This is a genomic window from Vibrio sp. Vb339 (assembly GCF_902751245.1).
Taxonomy (GTDB): Bacteria; Pseudomonadota; Gammaproteobacteria; order Enterobacterales; family Vibrionaceae; genus Vibrio; species Vibrio coralliirubri.
Genome location: NZ_CADDIS010000001.1, coordinates 714952 through 738853 on the forward strand (window position 1 = coordinate 714952; position 23902 = coordinate 738853).

20 protein-coding genes are annotated in these 23902 nt (G+C 43.8%); 8 read left to right on the forward strand and 12 right to left on the reverse strand.

The genetic code is table 11. The features are described from left to right. Positions 1-5 precede the first annotated feature (5 nt). Positions 6-962, reverse strand: a complete 957-nt coding sequence (locus HRQ85_RS03195; RefSeq protein ID WP_172378685.1) for an AAA family ATPase — start codon at positions 960-962, stop codon at positions 6-8. A gap of 453 nt (positions 963-1415) precedes the next feature. Here HRQ85_RS03195 and HRQ85_RS03200 point away from each other — a divergent pair, with 453 nt between their 5' ends. Both HRQ85_RS03200 and HRQ85_RS03205 read left to right on the forward strand, forming a co-directional pair. Further along, positions 1416-3332, forward strand: coding sequence for a methyl-accepting chemotaxis protein (locus HRQ85_RS03200; RefSeq protein ID WP_172378686.1), 1917 nt, complete (start codon positions 1416-1418; stop codon positions 3330-3332). Between the two features lie 208 nt (positions 3333-3540). After that, positions 3541-3741, forward strand: coding sequence for a hypothetical protein (locus HRQ85_RS03205; RefSeq protein ID WP_010431457.1), 201 nt, complete (start codon positions 3541-3543; stop codon positions 3739-3741). A gap of 239 nt (positions 3742-3980) precedes the next feature. On the opposite strand, the gene malK is transcribed toward HRQ85_RS03205, so the two are convergent. Continuing rightward, positions 3981-5093 (reverse strand): maltose/maltodextrin ABC transporter ATP-binding protein MalK, encoded by a 1113-nt coding sequence (gene malK / locus HRQ85_RS03210; protein WP_048609791.1) that lies wholly within the window; start codon positions 5091-5093, stop codon positions 3981-3983. 664 nt (positions 5094-5757) lie between these two features. On the opposite strand from malK, the gene malE reads away from it, so the two are divergent. From malE to malG, 3 genes are all read left to right on the forward strand, one after another. After that, the gene (gene malE, locus HRQ85_RS03215; RefSeq protein ID WP_050647783.1) at positions 5758-6942 is read left to right on the forward strand and encodes a maltose/maltodextrin ABC transporter substrate-binding protein MalE; all 1185 of its coding nucleotides are present in this window, start codon (positions 5758-5760) and stop codon (positions 6940-6942) included. A gap of 81 nt (positions 6943-7023) precedes the next feature. Next, positions 7024-8595, forward strand: a complete 1572-nt coding sequence (gene malF, locus HRQ85_RS03220) for a maltose ABC transporter permease MalF (protein ID WP_172378687.1) — start codon at positions 7024-7026, stop codon at positions 8593-8595. An 11-nt stretch (positions 8596-8606) separates the two neighbouring features. Further along, positions 8607-9497 carry a maltose ABC transporter permease MalG gene (malG, locus tag HRQ85_RS03225; RefSeq protein WP_048609790.1) on the forward strand — a complete coding sequence of 297 codons (891 nt, stop codon included), beginning with the start codon at positions 8607-8609 and terminating at the stop codon, positions 9495-9497. Between the two features lie 561 nt (positions 9498-10058). Here malG and HRQ85_RS03230 read toward each other — a convergent pair. From HRQ85_RS03230 to HRQ85_RS03245, 4 genes are all read right to left on the reverse strand, one after another. Continuing rightward, complete coding sequence (locus tag HRQ85_RS03230) at positions 10059-10331, reverse strand: hypothetical protein (protein ID WP_019822928.1); 273 nt, start codon at positions 10329-10331, stop codon at positions 10059-10061. 237 nt (positions 10332-10568) lie between these two features. Beyond that, positions 10569-11072, reverse strand: a complete 504-nt coding sequence (locus HRQ85_RS03235) for an acyl-CoA thioesterase (protein ID WP_019822926.1) — start codon at positions 11070-11072, stop codon at positions 10569-10571. A gap of 408 nt (positions 11073-11480) precedes the next feature. Further along, positions 11481-13103, reverse strand: a complete 1623-nt coding sequence (locus HRQ85_RS03240; protein WP_172378688.1) for a peptide ABC transporter substrate-binding protein — start codon at positions 13101-13103, stop codon at positions 11481-11483. Between the two features lie 194 nt (positions 13104-13297). Beyond that, a complete protein-coding gene (locus tag HRQ85_RS03245; RefSeq protein WP_048610626.1) occupies positions 13298-14191 on the reverse strand; it encodes a DMT family transporter in 894 nt (297 codons plus the stop codon). Between the two features lie 98 nt (positions 14192-14289). Here HRQ85_RS03245 and HRQ85_RS03250 point away from each other — a divergent pair, with 98 nt between their 5' ends. Further along, a complete protein-coding gene (locus HRQ85_RS03250) occupies positions 14290-15078 on the forward strand; it encodes an AraC family transcriptional regulator (protein WP_012600208.1) in 789 nt (262 codons plus the stop codon). A 100-nt stretch (positions 15079-15178) separates the two neighbouring features. Here HRQ85_RS03250 and HRQ85_RS03255 read toward each other — a convergent pair whose 3' ends face one another. From HRQ85_RS03255 to HRQ85_RS03265, 3 genes are all read right to left on the reverse strand, one after another. After that, complete coding sequence (locus HRQ85_RS03255) at positions 15179-15361, reverse strand: hypothetical protein (protein ID WP_059017506.1); 183 nt, start codon at positions 15359-15361, stop codon at positions 15179-15181. Further along, complete coding sequence (locus tag HRQ85_RS03260; RefSeq protein WP_172378689.1) at positions 15358-15567, reverse strand: hypothetical protein; 210 nt, start codon at positions 15565-15567, stop codon at positions 15358-15360. Before HRQ85_RS03260 ends, HRQ85_RS03255 begins: the two co-directional genes overlap by 4 nt. Positions 15568-15772: 205 nt before the next feature. Next, positions 15773-17611, reverse strand: coding sequence for an alkyl sulfatase dimerization domain-containing protein (locus HRQ85_RS03265; RefSeq protein WP_041473037.1), 1839 nt, complete (start codon positions 17609-17611; stop codon positions 15773-15775). 408 nt (positions 17612-18019) lie between these two features. Between HRQ85_RS03265 and HRQ85_RS03270 the strand changes: the two genes are divergently transcribed. After that, positions 18020-19060: an alpha/beta hydrolase gene (locus tag HRQ85_RS03270; protein WP_172378690.1), complete on the forward strand. Its 1041-nt coding sequence runs from the start codon at positions 18020-18022 to the stop codon at positions 19058-19060. Positions 19061-19349: 289 nt separating this feature from the next. Then, on the forward strand, positions 19350-21083 hold the full coding sequence (locus HRQ85_RS03275; protein ID WP_253918823.1) for a mechanosensitive ion channel family protein: 1734 nt from the start codon (positions 19350-19352) through the stop codon (positions 21081-21083). Between the two features lie 135 nt (positions 21084-21218). Here HRQ85_RS03275 and HRQ85_RS03280 read toward each other — a convergent pair whose 3' ends face one another. The 3 genes from HRQ85_RS03280 to HRQ85_RS03290 all read right to left on the reverse strand — a co-directional run bounded on the left by HRQ85_RS03280 (position 21219) and on the right by HRQ85_RS03290 (position 23902). Next, entirely contained in the window at positions 21219-22151 is a 933-nt protein-coding gene (locus HRQ85_RS03280) for a LysR family transcriptional regulator (protein ID WP_017091760.1), read from the reverse strand. 296 nt (positions 22152-22447) lie between these two features. Further along, on the reverse strand, positions 22448-23149 hold the full coding sequence (locus HRQ85_RS03285) for a hypothetical protein (RefSeq protein ID WP_172378691.1): 702 nt from the start codon (positions 23147-23149) through the stop codon (positions 22448-22450). Positions 23150-23224: 75 nt separating this feature from the next. Further along, positions 23225-23902 (reverse strand): hypothetical protein, encoded by a 678-nt coding sequence (locus HRQ85_RS03290; protein WP_172378692.1) that lies wholly within the window; start codon positions 23900-23902, stop codon positions 23225-23227.

The window sequence follows — 23902 nt, forward strand, 5'->3', positions numbered from 1 at the left end:
TATCCCTATGCGCTGCCAACCAATGAAATAAGGTGTGCGATCACTTGGTTTGCGGTGACACCTTCAGCTTGTGCGTGGTAGCTGCGCAGTAGACGGTGGCGTAACACAGGGAATGCCATCGCTTGAACGTCTTGTGGCGTGACGTAATCTCGTCCTGCAAGCCAAGCGTGAGCGCGGACACAACGGTCTAACGCAATGGTTGCACGCGGGCTGACACCCATGTCTAACCATTGATCAAGTTGGTCACTGTATTGCTTAGGTTGGCGAGTCGCCATAACCAGTCTGATGATGTACTGCTCAATGGTGTCTGCCATGTGAATGTTGAGCACTTCTTGGCGCGCTTCAAAGATCGTTTGCTGAGATATCTGTTGTGGCTGAGCTGATTCGTTGCCTTGAGCCTCACCACGGTTGAGTCGTAAGATCTCAAGCTCGCTTTCCATATCTGGGTATTCAACTTCTAGGTGAAGCAAGAATCGGTCTAACTGAGCTTCCGGTAGCGGGTAAGTCCCTTCTTGTTCAATTGGGTTCTGTGTTGCCATTACCAAGAACAGCTCAGGCAGCGCATAGGTTTTTCGACCGGCAGTCACTTGCTTCTCTGCCATTGCTTCCAGCATTGCCGCTTGAACTTTCGCCGGAGCACGGTTGATCTCATCCGCTAGAATCAATGAGTTGAAAATCGGACCTGATTGGAAAGTGAACTCCCCAGTCTCAGGGCGGAAGATGTCGGTACCCGTCAAATCAGCAGGCAACAGATCGGGAGTGAATTGAATACGGTGGAAGTTACCCTCAACACAATCAGCCAATGATTTTACTGCGCGAGTTTTTGCTAAGCCGGGAGGTCCTTCAACGAGGATATGACCATCCGCTAAAAGGGCGATCATCAGTTGCTTAACGAGCTCTTTTTGACCAATGATTTGAGACTCTAGATAGTTTTGAAGGACTTCGAAATTTGTTTTGTGCATTTTGGACTCTCTGGGTATCCATTTGATTTTTATTTTGAGTATTGGTCACTGATTTCGAGGAAAAAGTTCCAGTACATTTGCGTAATTTATTTTTTCAAAATTGGAAAGATTTACAAGTGGTTAGCTAAAATCATCGTTAGGTTGTGATTATTACCATATCAATTGGTTTTTATATACAAAAGCTCGGCGGTGGGGAGTGGTTTGAGTTCGGTTGGATCTAAGGGCTGAGAGCTAAAATCGACTCTCGACAATGCGGTATTTGCTTAGTTAATTCATACTTAAGGTGAATATTTCTAATTGTTACATCATATTTGCAATTTTTTGAGAGAAAAGTCTCTAGTTTTATGGGGTGTGGCCGATACATCACTCAGATTGTGCATTGCTGTTGGCGTGCACTAAAAAGTCCTGTTCAGGGTATACCGATAACGAGCGATTCTTTTTAAAGGTCCCAATATGTTTAAAACTAACTCTCTGAGTATCAAGCAAAAAGTTGTACTTGGAATTACCTTTGCGGTTCTTGCATCGACAGTGATTGTCGGCGCGATGGCGCAACAGCAAGCAAGAGATGTATTAAGTCATCGATTGATCGATATTGAACTCCCAGGAATGCTAGAGCGAATTAATGGTGAGATTGATCGTGAAGTCTCTCAGCTATTGCTAGCTGCAGAACAAATTGCTTCGAATGAATTTATTTCTGGCGCTATCGAATCGACCGATCGCGATCCGGCACTAGAAAATAAACTGGTTAAACAGCTGAACAATGTTCGCAACCAATATCAGTTGAATGATGCATCGGTAGCGAACCGTCAAACGGCATATTACTGGAACCAAAACGGATTCTTGCGTCAGCTAAACCAACAACAAGATGGCTGGTTCTTTGGGTTTACGCAATCTGGACAGCCGACTATGGTGAGCATGTTCCAAGAAGCCAATGGCGAAGTGAAGATGTTTGCTAACTATCAGCAGCCTTCTGGTATGGCGATGTCTGGTCTATCAAAGTCGATGGATGACATGGTTAACCTACTCAATGGTTTCAAGATTGAAAATACCGGTTTTGTCTTCTTAACCGATAGCCAAGGTGATGTTCAAATTCACCGTGAGCGTTCTCGCAGTGATTCTTCACTTCAACAACTTTACGGTCCTCAAGCAAGCCAATTACTGAACAAGTCGAGCTTTAACCTGATTACCACTGAAAGCCAAGGCCAAGAGCTGTTTGTGGCGAGCTTGTATGTGTCTTCAATGGACTGGTTTGTTATTGGTGTAGTTCCGACTGGTGAAGTGTTTGCAGAGCTAGATGCGACCGCGCAAAAGATGTTGATCATGACTGCGGTTGTGGCATTAGTGTTTATCCTAATGGGCGTAGTACTGGCGAACAGCATTACTCAACCAATTAAACTTCTGGCTAAGCGTTTCGGCGACTTAGGTGAAGGCGACGGTGACCTTGCACAGCGTATTGAAGTGAAAGGCAACGATGAAATTGCACAGCTTTCAAAAGGCTTCAACGGATTCATTGAAAAGATTCACGAGTCGATGAAAGAGGTGTGTTCGACAAGCCAAGCGCTTCAAGTGGCAGCAGAGAGTGTGTCTAACAAAGCCCACATCACCCACGACAATAGCCAAGAACAGCGTGACCAAACCCTTCAAGTCGTTGCTGCGATCAACCAAATGGGTATGACGATCAGCGAGATCGCATCGAACGCGGCAACCGCAGCAGAAACGGCTACCCAAGCTTCAGGCAATACGGAAGTAGGTCGCTCTGTGGTGAACAAAGCAAAAGACGCGATCAGCCGTTTGGCGCAAGATATCGAAAGCACGGGTCAGGTAGTAGAGCAACTGGCTTCTACAACTCAAGACATCGGTTCTATTCTGGGCGTTATCCGTGATATTTCAGAGCAAACTAACTTACTCGCATTAAACGCAGCGATTGAAGCAGCCCGTGCCGGTGAGCAAGGCCGTGGTTTTGCGGTTGTAGCGGATGAAGTACGTAACCTAGCAAGCCGTACCGCAGATTCAACGGAAGAGATTCAAAAGATGATCAACCAACTGCAAAGCGATGCTAAAGATGCGGTAACGGCAATGAGTGCGGGTAAGGTGATTACCCTTGAAGGTGTATCGGCGTCGGATGAAGCGGTAGACGTGCTGAGTGGCATTTCAGACCGTATCGTTGATATCACAGACCGTAACACTCAAGTGGCAACGGCAACGGAAGAGCAATCAACTGTAGTTCATACAATCAACCAGAACATTGAAGAGATCAACGCAATCAACGAAGTGACAACGGGCACGGCTGAGCAACTTGCTGAGGCGAGCCAAGAGCTTCGAGACCTTTCGTCTCGTCTAGATAAGATGGTTGGTTCGTTTAAGCTTTAATCCCTTGGGTCATTGCATGGCTTAGATAGTTACATCGACGAAGAGCTGGATTCATTTAATCGTGAATCCAGCTCTTTTTATTTTGTAGGTTTGTTTTCTTCTAACGGACCTTAGCTTGATCTGGTTTCGGGCTTTGCACTTAATCGCCCTAGCATCATAGGGCGTAAATGAGTAAAATCTCGTTAGGTTTAATATTTAGGTAAGTATCATGAGCGATTTTGAAAAAGAACTAGAGCAGATGACTCAAGAGATGGGCGATGAGCCTGAAGTGAAACTGCCATCACTTGAAGAGCAAAAAGCAATTGTTGCTGAGTTCAAGCGACTAGAAGCGGAAGGCAAACTGACACCTGAAGTGTTAGAGAAGCATTTTGGCCAGTTCAACAAACAGAATGATACGCCAATTCACTAAGTTGATTTAGACAGGTTTCATGTCTGAAAGAAGTGATATTAGCGGTTGGGCTGATAGCTTAACTAACAGATAAAGGTCTAGCGATTGCTAGGCCTTTTTTATTGCCGCTAGCGAAAGATCGAATGGCTGACTCATAAACTATTCAATGTAAGTGAAACCGTCTCCAGCACATAAAAAATCCCCCTTACTGAGTAAGAGGGATTCGATATGGGCAAGTTATATCCTAAAAGGCTAAGCGATTAGTCTGTGCCGTATTCTTTGTACAAACGACGACATGCGCGGCCATCGCTGTGGAACAGGTGACAACGGTGCGCTGGAATACCAATCGCCAACTTGTCACCTGATTCGATTTTTAACGTGTCTGGCTGGCGATAGATAACATCAGCATCGGCACTTTCAAGGTTTAGGTAAACCTGAGTTTCGTTACCTAGTTTCTCTACCATCATCACGTCAGCTTCAATCGTCGCGTCACCTGATTCAGCAGACATCAAGTGTTCAGGGCGAATACCCAGAGACATACGATCGCCAGCATTAACCGTCGTCCCGTCAACAGGAATCCAGAAAGTCATGCCATTAGAAAGTTGTACCAATACGCGTTCTGCTTCAGCTTGTTCAATGTGTACCGACATGAAGTTCATCTTCGGCGAACCAATAAAGCCAGCAACGAAACGGTTTTGAGGGTAGTGGTAAAGGTCAAGCGGCTTACCCACTTGAGATACATAACCACCATCCAGAACAACGATCTTATCTGCCATTGTCATCGCTTCCACTTGGTCGTGGGTAACGTAGATCATGGTACAACCCAGTTGACGCTGTAGCTTGGTGATTTGCGAACGCATTTGAACACGTAGCGCAGCATCTAGGTTTGATAGAGGCTCATCAAGTAGGAATACGTTTGGTTGAGAAACCAGAGTACGACCAATCGCAACACGTTGACGTTGACCACCAGAAAGCGCTTTAGGTTGACGTTCAAGAAGGTGACCAAGCTGAAGAATTTCTGCAGCATGTTCAACACGCTTGTCGATTTCAGCTTTATTTGCGTTAGCTAGCTTAAGACCGAAAGACATGTTGTCGTATAGGTTAAGGTGAGGGTAAAGCGCGTATGATTGGAATACCATACCTACGCCACGCTTTGACGGTTCAACGTCATTCATGCGTTTGTCGCCAATGTACAAATCACCAGACGTAATGTCTTCTAGACCTGCGATACAACGTAATAGCGTCGATTTACCACAACCTGATGGTCCAACGAATACTACGAATTCACCTTCGTTGATGTCTAAGGTTACGTCCTTAGAAATCTGTACATCACCATATGATTTATAAACGTTTTTTAACGTGACACTCGCCATCTAGCTTGTCCTCGATCGATCAAATTTTAAGTTTTACTGCTTATCATTATAAGAAATTTTTGGGTCAGCAGTAACTGTAGGAATTGGTAAGTATTGAGTGAGTAAGAAAAAAGTGGGTGAGACTTGGCTTCTTTAACCAAGCCCACCCGTCATAGCCAAACTGATGCCCATTTCCCCCACATCCAGCTAAACCTCCCCCGTGATTCAATCACAGATTTAGCTCGATGCTAATATAAGACACCAGCGGGCAGTGAAGCCAACTAAATGAATAATGCGTCAACGCATAACACTTGCCGGTAAAGGGTTCTTACTATCCACTCTTGGATGAGTGCAGTTTCGGTGAAATGGCGTAAGGGTACATCCTCCTAATGGAAAATTAACTAGGGGGAGTAGGAGGGGAGGAGTAGATAAATGGGGTTATTAATAATTGGCGATCCAGTTCAAATAAATCCACCACGTAACGGTGATGTTGATCACGATGAGTATGCATTTTGTGATTGCAGTCTCTAATCTGACCGGATGGCGATCACGAATTTAAGCCATAATAGCTAGGGCGTAGTGGCTAGGATGATGAGCTAGGGTCTGTTTTCTCAGATCATAACCTCCGAAAACTGGCTCGTCTTGGTAGATGTGCCCTACGTATAAATATAAAAAGGATATTCACATGAAAAACGCTCTAAGCGCTGTAGCTCTAGGTACAATAGTTGCTCTGGGTTCTTTTGGTGCAAATGCTGCTATCGAAGAAGGACAACTAACAATCTGGGTAGGTGGTGACAAAGCTTATGAAGGCATGGCTGAAGTAGGTAAACGCTTCGAAGAAGATACTGGTGTTAAAGTAACCGTCGCTTTCCCTGACAAGCTAGAAGAGAAATTCCCTCAAGTAGCAGCAGCTGGCGATGGCCCAGATATGATCTTCTACGCACATGACCGTTTTGGCGGCTATGCAGAAGCGGGACTTCTTGTTGATATCAAACCTTCTAAAGAAACTAAAGAAGGTATCGTAGACTTCGCATGGGACGCTGTTTCATACGAAGGTAAAACAATCGCATACCCTGTAGCGGTTGAGTCAGTTTCTCTAATTTATAACAAAGCGCTTGTTCCTAACCCACCTAAGTCTTGGGAAGAAATCCCAGCACTTGATGCTGAACTTAAAAAAGACGGCAAGAAAGCAATCATGTGGCCTCTACGTGGCGGCGCTTACTTCACATGGCCTCTACTTGCAGCTGACGGCGGTTACGCATTCAAACAGACTGCAGAAGGTTACGACATTAAAGATGCGGGCGTAGCGACTGACGGTGTTCAGAAGTCTCTAGGTTTCATCGAGAAGATGGTACAAGACAAAATTATCTCTGCAGACATGGATTACTCAGTTGCTGAGTCTGAATTTGTTGCGGGTAACGTTGCAATGACAATCAACGGCCCTTGGGGTTGGGAAAACATCAAGAAAGCTGGCGTAGATTACGGCGTAACAACTTTACCTAAGTTCAACGGTAAAGCGTCTAAGCCTTTCGTTGGTGTATGGGCTGGTGGTATCAGCACTGCGTCTCCAAACCGCGACCTAGCTGTTGAGTTTATGGAAAACTACCTACTAACTGATGAAGGTATGAAGAGCCTGAACGACGACAAGCCACTAGGCGCTGTTGCTCTTAACTCTTTCCAACGTCAACTAGACAGCGATACTCGTATTGCAGCAACAATGGACAACGCGATGAACGGTGAAATCATGCCTAACATCCCTCAGTTCACAACATTCTGGTACAGCATGGAAGAAGCGATCGGCAACGTAGTTGACGGCCGTCAATCAGTAGACCAAGCACTAAAAGCTGCTGAAGGTCGTATGGTTAAGTAACACCTAGGCACTACCTTTTAAGGAGGGGGTAACCTCTCCTTACTTTTCTATTTTTTATCTATATCGCTAGCAGGTTCCTCTATGCAGTCAGTTCAAGGTACAGATGCTATCCCAGCACCATCAAGCCTTCCAGGCAGTAAAAGCGTCTTCATCAAATGGGGGTTGCTTGGTAGCGTTGGCTTAATAAACGGCTACGCTACAATTCTAATGTATTCTCGCGGTGAGCTCGCTTTTGCGCTGCTTACAGTGATCTTAACGGCTTTGGCACTTTACATTTTTGGTAGTAAAAAAACTTACGCCCACCGTTATATTTACCCAGGTATTGCCGGAATGATCTTGTTCATTCTTTTCCCATTGGCATACACCGTAGGGCTTGCGTTTACTAACTACAGCGCGAAAAACCAGCTTTCTCTAGAGCGTACTCAAACCGTTCTTTTAGACCGTTCTTTCCAAAGCGGTGAGAGCTACCCATTTACTTTGTACAAGACAGATGACGGTCACCAGATCGTCGTAAAAGATGGCGACCAACTGTTAGCGACTGACGTATTTTCTCTAGACAATATGACAGAAACAGAGATGGACCTATCTGTCATCGAGTCTGCGCAAGGTGAAAAAGAGAAGATCAAAGCGATCATCCAAAACCGAGCTGCGATCAGCGGTGTTGATTTCAATCTGCCGGACGGTGGTGACATCCGCATGAGTGGCTTACGTAAGTTTGCTTCTGTTGCTCCGCTTTACACCCTTCAAGACGATGAAGAAACGTTAATCAACAATGAAACGGGTGAAGTTCTCAAACCAAATATGGATGTGGGTTTCTACCAGCCTGTTGATGCAAACGGTGAGTTTACGGGTAATACCATCTCTCCAGGTTTTGTGGTTAGCATTGGTACGCATAACTTTGAGCGTGTATGGAAAGATGACGGCATTAAAGAACCGTTTATCAGCATCTTTATTTGGACGGTTATCTTCTCGGTATGTACCGTAGCGTTCACGCTAGTTATCGGTCTTGTATTGGCTAACATCGTGCAATGGGAAGAGTTGAAAGGTCGTTCTATTTATCGTGTTCTACTGATTCTGCCTTACGCCGTACCTGCGTTCATCTCGATTCTTATCTTTAAGGGTCTATTCAACCAAAGCTTTGGTGAGATCAACATGGTGCTCGATAATATCTTCGGCTTAAGCCCGAACTGGTTCTCAGATCCTATCTTAGCGAAAACCATGGTGTTGATGGTTAACACATGGCTAGGTTTCCCATACATGATGATTCTGTGTATGGGTCTGCTTAAAGCGATTCCTGATGATTTATACGAAGCTTCAGCAATCGATGGTGCGAACTTCCTTGATAACTTCAAGCGCATTACGTTCCCATTGATGATTAAACCGCTTACACCGCTATTGATTGCAGCGTTTGCCTTTAACTTCAACAACTTCGTAATGATTCAACTATTGACGAACGGTGGCCCGAACATGATTGGTACTTCTGAGCCAGCGGGTTACACAGACTTGCTTGTAAGCTACACGTACCGAATTGCATTCGAAGGCGGCGGCGGTCAAGACTTCGGTCTAGCAAGTGCTATCGCAACGCTTATCTTCCTATTGGTTGGTGCACTAGCGTTACTAAACCTTCGTTTCACTAAACTGTCTCAAGATTAAGGAGCTCGACAATGGCTATGGTACAAGGTAAAGGCCTTAAATACCGAGTGTGGGCAACGCATGCAGTGTTGTGGTGCTTCTTGGCAATGATTATCTTCCCACTACTGATGATCATCGCAATCTCGTTCCGTGAAGGTAACTTCGCAACCGGTAGTTTGATTCCAGATAACCCATCATTGGAACACTGGAAGCTAGCATTGGGTATTTCAGTGACGAACGCAGATGGCTCGGTAACGGCACCTCCGTTCCCAGTACTGACTTGGTTATGGAACTCGATTAAAGTGGCGGGTGTTACATCGATTTTAATCGTGGCACTGTCAACGACATCGGCTTACGCATTTGCTCGTATGCGCTTCAAAGGTAAAGAAACTATCCTGAAAGCGATGATGATTTTCCAAATGTTCCCAGCAGTATTGGCTCTAGTAGCAATCTACGCGCTGTTTGACAAACTTGGTCAATACATTCCGTTCTTAGGCTTGAACACACACGGTGGTCTAATCTTCTCTTACCTTGGTGGTATTGCACTGCACGTATGGACGATTAAAGGTTACTTTGAAACGATTGATAACTCTCTGGAAGAGGCTGCAGCCCTTGATGGTGCAACGCCTTGGCAAGCATTCAGACTGGTACTACTACCGCTGTCTGTGCCAATCCTAGCGGTTGTGTTTATCTTATCTTTCATCGCGACAGTGGGTGAGGTGCCAGTAGCGTCTATCCTACTTACAGATGTGAACTCTTACACACTAGCAGTAGGTATGCAGCAGTACCTATACCCTCAGAACTACCTATGGGGTGACTTTGCGGCAGCGGCTGTACTATCAGCACTTCCGATTACTATCGTGTTCTTACTTGCTCAACGTTGGTTAGTTGGCGGTTTGACGGCAGGTGGTGTAAAAGGATAAGCTGTACTCTATAAGAAAGAAAAAGAGCGACCGTTAGGTCGCTCTATATTGGCATTTTTATTACATCATTTGGTTTGGCCGCCGATCAGTAATAAAAATAACCCTCAGGTTACGCATAGCTGGCTACTAATCAGGTTCCTTACGCTATTAATGATTAGTGGTTTTTGTAACTCTAACCCAGGTATTTACTTGGGTTTTTTTATGCCTGCTACTTTTTGTTTTTTGTCTCAGCGTTACTCGTCAACTATCGCGCTCATATCTACTTTAAAAGCCAAAGTTTCGAGTTACTTCTCTCCTAAATACCGACCGCTTCATTTTGGTTACTTGTAGAAATGAACGAGTCTCACAAATCAGACACTCAGTATAAGTGGCCGTTGCACTATTGATATGTTGCTAATATTCCAATGCGTGATACTTCAATGATTTGTATGCAACAAAACCTGAAATTGCACTGAAAATGTGTAGGGAAGCGAGAGGTAGTTACAGAGTCTTTAAGTAGTATTTGTTAGGGTTATGAAAGTGGTTTTAGTTATATGTCTGGTTTTTGGCGGGAGTTAGAAGTCAGAACTCTTTGCTCGATGGAGCACAGCCTAAGTGTTGCAATAACACATAGATACTTTCTTGATCGAGTGCCACGCGACGAAATAGATCGGCAAATGTCGGATCTCCGCCGAAACACGTTTGGATATAGTGGTTGATTTCATTGCTGTCGTAGCCTTCGACGTACAAAGTTCTAACCCATTGGTACTCAACAGCCTTTAAATTGTTCAGTGTAGACTCGCTAAGAGTGGGGCGTATGACGCTCAAGAGTGGCTCCAAGAAATTCAAATGCATCTATTATGATTGGCGGTATTTAATCAGAGCAAAATGACGACTTTATTACAGTCAAAATAAATCAGTGAACAAGTGCCGATTCATTTCAACCTTTGGCTGGGTATCACGCTCTTGTCGTCTATATTGGGTGTGCAGCGGATTTGGCGGTGTAGAGCACGAAGGTATCAAATAGATCAATGCCAAGCAGGCGCTTGGCATTGTAATAAGGTTTTGTAGGGGGAGGGCTGCTGGTGGACCTTATTTCAGGTACTTCACGTGAGCTTCCATCTCTTCACCAATCTGTTTTCGCATGTTCATTAGGCGAATAGCCGAATCTCGTAATTCGATGTCTTCTGGCGTCTCTGGTATCCACTCTGGCACTTTAGTCGGATTACCATTCTCATCGACAGCGACCATAATAACGATACAGTGAGTTGTTAGGCGGTTATTGAGCTCTTTAGGGTCGCTTGCTTGCACGTCGATAGCGATATGCATTGAAGATGAACCTGTGTAGATGACCTTTGCACTTACCTCCACAAGGTTACCTACATGAATTGGGGCAACGAATCGAATTCCTCCTGCATAGGCTGTTATACAGTATTTACCGCTCCAACCTGCAGAACAAGCGTAGGCTGCTAAATCGATCCACTTCATTGCTGCACCACCATGAACTTTACCACCAAAGTTCACATCCCCGGGTTCAGCTAAAAAACGCAGAGTAACGTCTCGTTTACCATCTTGTCGGCTATTGCTACTGCTCATCTATCTTCCTTCATTATTATTTTGCTGAATAACATGCTTGTTACTTGCTAGTAACAATATACTTAAGATGACATAAGTTAAAGCGGATAATCTCACGGTTAAGACTATTTTTTTCAAACAGATGATCAGTTGATGAATATTGGTGTTTAAAGGCGTATAAGGCGAGTGGCAAACATGGATGAAGTGATATCAAGCAAGCGATTAGAAATACTGATTAAGTCGCTAGATAAGTCGATTACAAAAAAAAACACCTAGCGCAATGCTAGGTGTTTCTAAGCCGTGTGGTACTCATGTCGGTACCTTTTTTGTGCTAGCCAACTAACCGCTGTTGATTTGGTTTAGTTAAAGTGACTGTATCTCAGTTACCACTAAAGTGGTAGTTATTATTGTTTTCTTATCAGCTCACTTTTACTGTTTTACAAAGTATAGATCCTTCGCGTAGATATTTCCTTTCGGATTATTGTTTGGGAAGCCTTTTAGTGTATTTCGCACTAATCGTGTGTGATTGTAATGATACAGAGGCATAACTGCTGCAGAATCGTTGAGTAACGACTCAGCATGCTGATATAAAGTAAAGCGTTTAGACTGATCTTCCGTTTTACTCGCTTGCTGTAAGAGCTCATCATAATCGGGATTGCAGTAGCCACTTTCGTTTGCCGTGTGACCACAAGTGAATGCCTCTAACAGTGCAGAAGGCTCTGGGTAGTCACCAAAAGCCCATGAGCGTGCAACTTGATAGTCACCAGCGCCTTTTGCCGCAACATACGCTTTCCACTCCATGTTTTCCAATTCTACCTTCACACCCAGCGGCTTCCACATCGAGGCAATCGCAATAGCGATCTTTTTGTGATTTTCACTGGTGTTATAAGTCAGTGTGAATTTGAGTGGGTTGCTCTTGTTGTATCCAGCGTCAGCAAGTAGTGTTTTGGCTTTTGTTAAACGCTGCGTGCTGTCTAAAGAATTGAATTCGGATAAAGGCGCTGTGTAGTCAGGAATATTATTCGGCGTCACGCTGTATGCTTCTGGCTCACCTTGACCTGTAACTTTCTCGACCAGAATCTCACGATTGACGGCCATGCTCAGTGCTTGGCGTACTCTTACGTCATCAAAGGGTGCTTGACGTGTATTGAATGAATAGACGTACGAACCTAGTAGAGCTTGCGCTTTGATCTGTTCAGGGCTTTCTTGGATTAATTTCTGGTAGTACTCAAGCTGGACGCGATTGGTCATATCAATTTCACCCGCTTGATAACGGATAAGCTCGGCATTTTGAGATGATAAGCCCAAATAGGTCACCTTGTTGATGACTGTCGATGTGTTATCCCAATAATTTGGGTTTCTCATGACTTCAACGTATTCGTTAGGCACCCATTTACTCAAAGTGTAAGCACCGTTGGTCACGATATTTTCTGCGCGAGTCCATTGTTCGCCTTTCTTCTTCACCAATTCAGCGGGTAGAGGGAAGAAGGTTTTGATGCTCATTAAACTCATAAAGTAGGGCGTAGGTTTTGAAAGTGAAATTTCAACCGTGCGCTCATCTAATGCTTTGATGCCAAGCTCAGAGGGATCTTTGTCTCCTGATAGAATCTCGCTAGCGTTCAAGATGTTAGCGGTCGCAAAAACAAAACCCGTGTTGTTACCTGTTTTCGGAGACACAGCACGCTGCCAACCAAACACAAAATCAGATGCAGTGACTGGATCGCCATTCGACCATTTGAGGTTCTCTTTCAATACAAACGTCACTGTTTTGCCGTCTTTGCTGATAGACCACTCTTTGGCTTGCCCTGGGATGATTTGTCCGTCACTGTCCTCAATCACAAAGCCTTCAAACATATCATTGACGATAATGTCACCGGGCATACCTGAATTTACGAAGCTTGGGTCTAGTGTATTGGGCTCTGCACCGTTGCCACGTACAAAATGTTGTTCCTCAGCTAGTGGTGCATTAGCAGGAACAGTGGCCGCAAAACTTGAAGCAGAGGATAAAGCCAGCAGGGACGAGATGATCACAGGGGTCGTTGGTTGAGTCATTGTAATTCCTTTTACAACTTAAACAGTACTCAATGCATTAAACCTGAGTCGGTAACATGTTGCAACCACAATGAACGCGTATTAAAAGCATTTGAAAGGCTTGTGAATAAAACAACAGTGCCTACTTCGGAAGTAGGTACTGTGAGAAAAGTGAGTTTGAATATTTACCCTAATGTGAGCGCTGGGTAGTGCGTTTAGCTTTGTTGAGGGAGAGGAGCCTCAAGCCTTGGTTTTCTTTTTATTTGAGCAAGGATGACACCGGAAATCACCATCACGCCACCAATGATGTGGAACTGGTTAATTTCTTCGCCAAGCCATGTCGCGGCTAATACGATCGCAACAACCGGAAGCAAGTTCATGAACATCGCGCTTGAGTCAGCACCAATCGTGTCAATCGCCTTCACCCACATCCAAGGCGCTAAAATTGAAGCGGCAACCGCGGCGTAAGCTATCAATGGGAGCGCTTGTTGCGGTGGTAAAAGTTGTTCGCTGGTAAGCCAAAGTGGCGTAAGCATCGCGACAGCAAACAGACCCTGAATGTAAATCACCACCCAGCTACTGATTGGCATTTTCCAGCGTTTCAATAGCACACAGTAAGAAGCATAAACAAAGGCTGCAATTAGCATATAGCCATCGCCTTGAGTCAATTCTTGATGCATGAAGAATAACGGATCGCCTTTACCTAACATCAGAGCTAAGCCTGACAGTGATAACACACCGCCAACAATACTCAAACTAGAAATAGACTTGTGCAATAAGGGAACGCTTAGAAACACACTGATCAACGGGACTAAAGACGTGATCAATGCCATGTTGGAAGCGGTTGTGGTTAAGCCGGCGTAGTAACCTAGAGATTGGTTCAACACCATGCCTAAAAAGCCGAGGAACGCTAATTTAGATAAGTTTGGCTTAATGACAGCCCACTGTTTCATGACTGGGCGAATACAGAAAGGCGTGAGAATTAACATTGCAAAAAACCAGCGGTAAAAACTCATCGCGCTCGGTTCTATGGTGCTTGCAGCAAGCTTGTTGACGATTGCATTGGCGCCCCAGATACAGACTGTAAAAAATGGTAAGAGGTAATGCATGTGAATTCCGTGGCGAATGAGTTGATGCGGCTAGTTTGACAGGTCGTTATACTTACAAGTATCTTTAGAAAGACATCAGGCGCGATAGGAAGACAAGTTTGAAAAAACACTCCAGAAACCTTCATCCATCCTTATCAATTGATAAGGCACCATCCAACGTATTTATGAATTTTGAAGCGTTTCTTTCGAACACTGAAACCCGAGTTCATAGCCACTCATGGGGACAGGTTCAATTGATCAGTGGCGGTATATTAGAGATGGAAGCGGAAAGCACCCGATTTCTGGCGCCACCACATTTGGCTATTTGGGTACCAGCCGGGGTGATGCATTGCAGTTATAACCGTAAGCCTTTGGACTACTGCTCGCTAAATATCGCCCCAGAACTCACGCAACACCTGCCAGATAAAACCAGCCTTATAAAGATCACGCCGATTGTGTCTTCTATTATCGATGATTTTCGCGATCGTGGGATCAATGTTGCGGAAACAGAGCAAGATCAAAGGCTTGTTCAGGTACTGCTTGACCAACTTGCGCAGCGTGAGGTTGAACACCACTTCTTGCCTTCAACCGACAATAAGTATCTAGCACCAATATTAGCTTCTGTTGAAGAGAACCCAACCGATGAAGTGACGCTGAAAGATTGGGCTGAACGTGTCCACACCACGGAAAGAACCCTTTCTCGCCATTGCCAGACGGAACTTGGAATGAGCTTTACCGAGTGGCGGCTGCGAGTGCGCTACCTTTACTCAATGGACTTGTTGAGAAACGGCCAATCGGTTAAAGAGGTCGCTCTTACATTGGGTTATAACCAAGCAAGCCCATTTATCACCATGTTCAAACGTTATGCGAACCAAACGCCGGAACAGTATAAGAACCGTTTGTTGTAGTTCGTTGTTGTTCCTAAAAGAACCGATGTTTTCACTAGTTAGTGAGTAGATAGACAACAAGTGAATAAATACACCATAAGTGAATACGTGCAGTAAGAGCTTATGGAATCGCACCTAACAACCCGTATATTTCGCTCTGTTGTTCGGTGATATCCTCATAATGTTGGTTCAATAGAGCACTGTTGCTGCCCACTTTGAACAGTATGTACGTTTCTCCATCGACCTCGAACCAATTGAACGTTCCATGCTGGTTATACGTGGTCATTGTTTTGTTTATCTTCATGAGATATACATCAGCAGAGCAAGACATACAGACGTACATAAGCCAAGGAAAGAAAAGAAAAACCACGAGCCTAATACTGTTTTTTCTTTTCCTACCTCTTCATTACTTTGCTGCCAACCAAGTTCACGAACCTGAGCTTTGGTAAGGTTTAAGTCTAGTTTCTCTATGTATCTGTTGAGTTCGTCATTGTGTACTGAGCTAATCATGTTCTATCTCCCCTAATCATTTGACTGGTATTTTAGGGGAGCTCAGTGTTTGGTTAAATTAGATATTTTGTAACAAGCGTTTAGATAAATAGAACACGATGAATAGCAAAAAGCCTCCGTCGTGGAGGCTTTGGTTAAAAGTGGTTTAGTCCATGGCTATCGCTATGTTTAAGCCCAAAAACTAAGTCTATGTCGAAGCTCAAGTCTAAGACTGTGATGGCGATACAAACCGGGTTTTCGATTCGTTTAATTGGTCAAAGAGGCTAAAGAATCCTCTCACATCATCTTTGTGGTTAGTGCTCACGTCAGCGCTTTCTAGCATTTGATCTAAGCTCTTCTCCCCAACAAAGTACTCTGCCCAAGTGCGTTTAGATACGCTGATTTCAAGGTCAGCTTGGCGATTGTAGTCTTCGGTGTCTGAGATAAACTCAGCGACAGTGCTACGTACATGCAATCCCATTGTTGGGGCATCCGAGTCTTTTATCGTAATTGCCATCATTTGGTCTTCCCCATAGCTTGCGATTGGGTCTAGACGCACTCGAAATTGGCCCACCAACGTCTCGGCTGGGGATCCTATGATTGAATTAGCATCTGAAAACACCACGCTTGGTATTTGGACTTTTCCTTCTAATTCAAGAGCCTTGGTTAGATACCAAGATCGGGGGATTGATGCCTCTGTTTGGTAGCCCATTTGTCTTAATGTGTCTGCCAAAAGCTGTTTAGCTTCTTCATCGTTCGGGACAACACGGACTAAGTAGCCGCCGAGTTCTGCTGACCATGCGAGTTCATTGTTGGCAATAGTCTTGTTTAGCTCTTGTTTTACCGCGTCTACTCCCCCAAACCCTTCAATGATTTTCTTAGCTTGAAGGTTCGGCTCAATACGGTTCAAGGTTTCAGCTTCACCGTTAAACCAACCAAGCGCATGGTAATAGATGTTTTTCGGATAATAAGAAAACTCACCATAAGTCATCTGGTTATGGGGTAATTCGGCGAGATCTTGTGGTAACTGAACCGAGTAGGTTAACTCTTCAGGTGTTTTACCTTGCAGAATCCCTCGAATAGTTTGGTCATAGAGGTACATAATTCCATCATAGTAACCGTTCAATGTGGTTTGGATCTCATCATGGCCACTGAGTGGTTCAGTGTGCGTGTTGATAAGATGTTCTGGATTTAAGTCTCTGATAAGGCGGATACCTTCAGCCCAGACTGTCGGATCACGATACACTGAACCTCTTAATGTGTAGAAGTTCGGGTAAGTTGGCCATAGGTGGTTGTTGAGTACCGTTTTGGACTCAGGCAGATAGACGATCACTTGATCGTCGGTATCACTATCAAAGTCGGTGTAGAAAACCATCTCGACACCATCAACAGTCATTGTTTGGCCTTGTGTCACAGGAGTATTTACTGGCACAAACCCTTGTGTTTTACCTATCGGTGTTGGGGATTTTGCATCAGGCCCCTCAGCAGGCAGGAGCACCGAAAATTGCTCATAGGCACGGGCTGTTAGCGTTGGTGATAGTTCAGGAATCGACGCACCTAAGCCGCCGCTTTCTAGAACGTTTTTGTTGATCTCTGGATGACCAATCACTTTGAGCTCGCCATCAAAGGCTTGTTGAATCGCTTGTGCACCAAATACATAATGAGAATGGCTATAAATGACGGTGTGGATCGGCTTTTCACTAATGTGTTTGCGTACTAATTCCAAGATCTCCGTTGCTTCTTCAATGTCGTCACCAGAGTCATAAATGATAAGGCCAGTTTCGCCCTCAATAACTGTTTTGTAGCCGAAATGATAGCCAGTGATTGCCCAAACTCCATCTGTTACTTGTTTGATGTACGCCTCTTCAGGCTGAGTCTTTGCTACGTTTTCTATCACCGAAGCATTCACTACTCCGCCATTGTTATACTTAGTCAGCACTACTTCACTGTCGTTATATACGTTTTGTGGAGAGGTAAACATCGTGTCTTGAGCGATGGCAGTTGCGCTTAATGAAGCTGTCAGAATGAATAGCTTGATTGATTTTGTTGTTGAATTAAGTTTCATTGGTTTTCTCATGGTTTAATACTGTCCGAATTAATTCTGATGACCGATACTAAATTTAATGTTCCTCTTACTATTTTATTTATCAAACTAGTAAGAAGTTAAATAAGTGATTGAGTGTTTTCTTTTTATATTGTTTAGCTATTTAGACGCATAACCAATATAAATAAGAAAACCAAATAGCCTGTTAATACCATACTTGCTGGTAAGTATTTCATGTAAGCTCCTTATCTTTTCTTCATTTAATATCGCATTTGATTTTTAGACTTAGTAGGAATTAGAGAAATTCATTATTGCTACTTAGCTATAATCAAATTTGAATTTCTCTAATTCATAGTGCTAATGGGTTCGGACGTGAATAATAGCCTCAGTTCGCCAATCACGGCTTTTAGATTCATTACCGGAGTTACTATGAAAACCAAATCACTACGCACTGTTATTCCTGCATTGCTACTCAGCTTATCAAGCACAGCGGCGTTCGCTGGAATGGAACTGCAAGAGCGAAAGGTTCCGACCCCAGCAGGTATATCGACAGAGTTTGCTCAGTTATTTGAGAACAGAGTTATCTCACCGGCAATTCCTGTTCCTAACAACACGGCAGAGTGGTTGGCGTTACAAGCCCAATTTGATGCGCCAGGTATTAAGATTGCTCAACAAGCTCTAGAGCGCTTGGACGTTACTTATGAAGCTAAGCAGTTTGCCGGAGTCGATACGTTCTTTGTTACGCCGAAGAATATCGCCCCTGAATACAAAGATAAGTGGCTAGTACATATCCATGGTGGTGCATTTGTTTTCGGTGGGGGTGAATCAGCTTTACGAGAAGCTATTTGGGTTGCGAACGGGCTTGGTGCACAGGTGATCTCTGTTGACTATCGTCAACCGCCACTGCATCCATTCCCAGCGGCAATTGATGATGCAGTTGCAGTATGGAAAGAGCTAATAAAAACTCAATCACCAGAATCAACAGCGATTTTTGGCACATCCGCAGGCGGTAACTTAACGTTAGCAACGACACTTAAACTGCAAGAGCTCGATCTTCCCGCACCTGGCGCATTGTTTGTTGGGACCCCTTCCGTCGACCTTAAAGAGACATCGGATTCATGGTTAACGATGCAAGGCTTAGACCCTCTAGGTCAGCGAGAAGGGCTGATTGAGGGCACTTTCGATGTCTATGCTGGTGGAGAAGCGCTTGATAATCCTCTTATTTCACCAATATACGCTGATATTGATGAATTCCCACCAACGATATTCATTTCAGGTACTCGAGATCTCTTGTTAAGTGATACGGTTCGTATGCATCGATTATTACGCAGTGCAGACGTAGAAACTGACCTGCATATATATGATGGCCAATCTCATGGTGATTATATGAATGGTATCTTAATCGATATGCCAGAGTCTGAAGATGCTATTAATGAGTTAGGCCAGTTCTTTAATAAACATATCAACTAGTTTATTTCAGCAAGCTAATATTGAATCACACGGATGTGAATTTTTATTTGGAGGATATAATGACAACGTTATTCACTTCACTTTTAAAATGTATATCCACGTTACTACAAGCTAATTATCATTACTCTCAACATCAATCTGTCATGGATCATTCTTATTCGCTTACCCCTATGTTTTCATTGGAACAAAGTGATGACGGGAGATCGTTGTGATAAGACGTTTTTATTCGATGTTAGTAGCCGTTTTTCTAACCATACCCTTATGTCTAACCATACCTAATGCGCTAGCCATGCCAAGTATTGCTTTGGAGCTCGCTGACACGTCGAGCCCCAAACATACTCTTTCGAGCTTCATCAGGGATTCGAGTGTGGTTATCGAGCATTGGAAAAATGAAACACTGCATCTTAAAGAAGCGCAGCATGCTTATTCACAAGTGATCAGAACCATGGATTTGTCTATGGTTCCGAATCGAAGCCGAACAGTTGTCGTGATGGAGAAAATAATTCTTCTTCGTGAGTTGTTGGATCGAATTGATCAAGGTACTCATCAGCTAGTGCCAAATGTCGAGCAAATAAGGGGAGAAGATATTGATCACTGGCGTTTAGGCAACACTGAGATCGTATTGTCTCGCCAAACTCTAGGCGATCGAACCGATCAGTTCCTATTTAGTTCTAACACCATTCAAAGCCTTTCTCGGTGGTATAGAACGATGTCAGTCCTTCCGTACTATGGCAAAGCACGTCCAGACTATTATCAGGAATTTCTGATTAGCCCCGGACCTATGTTCTCTAAGCAATTTGTTCTTTCTTTACCTTCATCTTTTAATCAACTTTATGGGCCGCTTCCTTTATGGCAATGGCTTGCACTCACTGGCGTTTTGTCACTATGTAAGATAATGATAAGAATTAGCTTTTTGCTTGGTGAACGCTGGAATCGTCGCTGGGAAGGAAAAGGCTTTAAATGGCGGGCAGGTCGACTGTTGTCGCTGGTGGGCGTGGTGAATTTGCTGTTTTTAGCAAGATGGGTGATTGATGATGGGATATGGATTACAGGTGGTGTTTATCAGCTGTTCACCACCTTCTTCCTACTGGCTCAGTTCTTCTTCGTCTCATGGCTTATTATGGCCATTTTCAACTATTTCGCTGATATTTATGTATTCAAAAAGCACAATGGAAAGCACGTAGATTCGTCACTGATTACCGTATTAGCACGTATATTTGGCGGGTTGACGATCGCGATTCTTGGCATTTATGTCATCGAATTTATGGGGTTCTCAATCTCCCCAATATTGGCAGGTTTGGGTGTGGGTGGTTTGGCGGTTGCACTGGCCATTCGCCCTATATTGGAGAACGTAATCAACGGATTAACGCTCTATGCTGACGGGGGCGTAAAGATTGGTGAGTTTTGTCGTTATGGAGACAAACTAGGAACCATTGAGAGTATTGGTTTGCGTTCGACTCGAGTCCGGACGCTAGAGCGCTCTTTAATTACCATTCCTAACTCGGAATTTGCCAACATGGAAATTGATAACTTGGAGCGACGTGATAAGCGACGCATGGATCATGTGTTGAGATTGCGTTCCGAAACCACCCTTGAGCAATTACGCGTACTGATCGTTAATCTGCGCCGGTTGTTACTACAACATCCAATCATCGAAGAAGATCCAGTTCGAGTGAGGCTCATGGGTGTTGGGGAATACTCCATCAATATTAATCTGATGGCTTACATTAGCTGTCGTGACCATGAAGAGTTCATGGCTGTCCAAGAGGATATTTTGTTTTCTGTATTGACCCAAGTCGAGAGCATTGGTGCGAAGATAGCTCACTCTACGCAATATCAACTTGTGGATGTAAATGCCAATGACAATGAGGAACAGAAACGAAAAGCCGAACAGGTTGTTGCGCAGTGGCATGAAGAGCAAGCCTTCCCATTTCCTGATTTCAGCTTTGAATATAAGTACGAAATTAAAAATACCATCATGTATCCGGCGGCAACCTCTGCTGTGCGGCCACCTTCTGCTTAAAGCAGCCTCAGACACGATTAACCTAAAGACACCTTGCCCCTAAAGACAACGTGCCTCTAAAGCGACCTATATATCGCTTTAGGGGCCAGAGCTTATCGTTAATAGTTTTTTAATTGAGGCCAGAAATCCCGCTCGCTATCGACCGTCAGGTTGAACAATACTATCAAAGTAGCTCTGCATGGTTTGATGCAATAGTTGGTGAAGTGGGAAGCCTCGCTTGGATTGCAGGTAGCCGCCCTCTACACCAATTTGGCGCATTTCTTTTGGTAAATTAGGTAATGGGTAACAGCGGAGTTCCGAATCATCTTCCGTCATAAAACTGCTGCCAAAAGAGAAGGCATCTGAATTTCTGAGCTTGCTTCGTAATACTGTGAGGCTATGCGTCGCCAGCACAATATTCGCGTTGTAGCCTTTTGATATATAGAGATCTTCAATCGGAGCACGCTTGGTGTTAATGCCATCAATTAAGATTCTTGTTATTGGTAGGTGATGAATGTCTTCCCATTCACTGCTTTTACTTAACACTGGGTGATCTTTACGCGCAATTAGGCTCAATTTTACTTCGGTGAGCTTATGTTGGTAGATATCTTGAGGTAATGGAATGCCTGAAAGTTGTAGTAAATAATCGACTTGTCCATTCAGTACTTCTACCAAGCTTTTATCTTGCCAGTAGACCAATTTAAAGCTCGCTTGTGGTAAAGCTTCTTGTAGAACCTTAAAAACCCCATCGCCATACAGTTCAAGTAGAAATATGTTTAATGCAATGGTGACTTCGCCGGTAAATATTTTAGGGTCAAAGTTGTGGTAGGACTCAACCACTTTTATCAAAGGGGAGTACATTTCATCGGCCGCTTCGGCTAGTTTCTCTGCCAATTCTGAAGGCTCGACGCCGTGTGCTTTACGAAGAAAAAGCTGGTCGCCAAAAGTTTCTCTTAACTTCGCCATCCCTCTGCTGACACTGGTTTGCGATATACCAAGCTTGTCTGCTGCTGCATGGGTATTACGAGTTTCAACAACCGCTTTAAGTAACTTGAGCAGATTTAGGTCTAAGTCTTGAAGTTCTTTCATGGGTTACCTTTTCGTAATGAAGTTCGAAAGCGTAACCTAAGAATAAGGGAAATTAGCCTTTGTTCAATAGTTTAAGAACGATATGTGTTAAAGATTGTTTGATACGGTTCGCAGCAATGCGCTGTGAGCAGAAGTTAGCTTTCAACGAAAGGCGTTCTAAATATCTTGAGTAAGTAAAAGGAGGGCTAGCAACATCCGTGTTACTAAAGGCGCTTAGGGCTTGATGTGATACAAGAGCTTCGAGTTAGAGTACTCGTTTTAGGTAGAGTCAAGGGCATTATAGTGAATGAGTGTAGCTACAGCGCATAGGTGTAGTGAATGCCCACCTTGTTGTCGGTTTCATCGTAGATACTATACTTAAATGAAATATTTTGGTTATCTGCGATTTGGTATGAAAAATTACCTTCCCAGTCTAACGTGTTGATTTTAAGTGTTTTGTCACTCAAAGACGTCGTGTAGATAGGTGCTATCATCATAGAGACTTGCTCTGTAATGGTAACGACACCGTACAATTGCGCCATAGCAATAGGTACGTCTTTATTAAGGTTATCGCTGGATATGACACCCGCGCCAAGAGTCGGTGCAATCAGTAATCGTTCATGCAGCGGCAGGACTTGCATCGCGTTCAATACGAAAGTGTGTGTGTCATGTCGGTCATCATATAAATAGTCTCCCATAACGCCACTACCGAAATTGGTGCTCAGTGCCGCGGCTCTGACTCTGTATGTGTCAAAACTGTTTAGAGACTGAGCAAAAATCAATCCCGCCCAATCGTCATTGATTGCTCTAGCATATCCAAATCCGGCATCAAGGCCTTCATTGCTGTACCCTAATTGAAGGGAGCTATAAGCGGCAGTCGGGTCGGTGAAATCAATGGGGGTTGTTTCAATGGTCGCTTCTGTAAACTCTTCTACCGCGGATTCAAAATCAATTGCGTTTTCATCAGCAATGGAATAAGCGCTGATAATACAGCTCAGTAATATTAGTTTAGTTTTCAAAGTGGCTCACTTATTTAAATATTTTAAGATTAGGTATTAAAAAATGAGCTGACTATTACCGGCAGCTCTAATGATTTAGAATGAATGTTTAAAAGAGAATAATGAAAGGTTATTACCATCATCATATTGATAGCTATAGACGAACGCGCTTGTGCTATTTAATTGATAACCAAGTTCTGCCGTGTAATCCCAATCTCTAAGCGTCGATTGGTTGCCATTCTTTTCTTTCACTTTACCTAAGCTGTAAGTGTATTCCGGTGTGAATCCTACCCACATGCTTGGGTTCAGGTTGTAAGTCATATCAAGTGATGCACTGGTGTAGTAAACACTGCTGCTCATCTGTTGATGCTTCAGGTTGCCAAGCGTTACTTGAGGTACAACAGAAAACTGTTCGTTAACCGTATTGGCCTTGTAGAGACTGAAGCTATAGTCATTCGCGCGCAAATTATCGGATTGGAAGTTGGTATCATGTTCATACTCAAAAGCAAGCCCTAAGCCATCGCTTCTTTGAAAATCAAATCCCAATTCGTGGTTATAAAAATTGTCGTCACTGCTATATGAACTTAGCAAACTCCAATCGTTATTTAGTGACTTTGCATATTGAAGACCAATATCAAAATCGTTGCTGCCATAACCAATATCAAACCCCGAATAATGTTGTTTAGAGTCAGAGAAATCAACATTGGTATTTGCAAGTGCTAAAGGTGAAGAAATAAGTGATGCAATTAATAGAGATGTTTTAGTTAGTTTCAT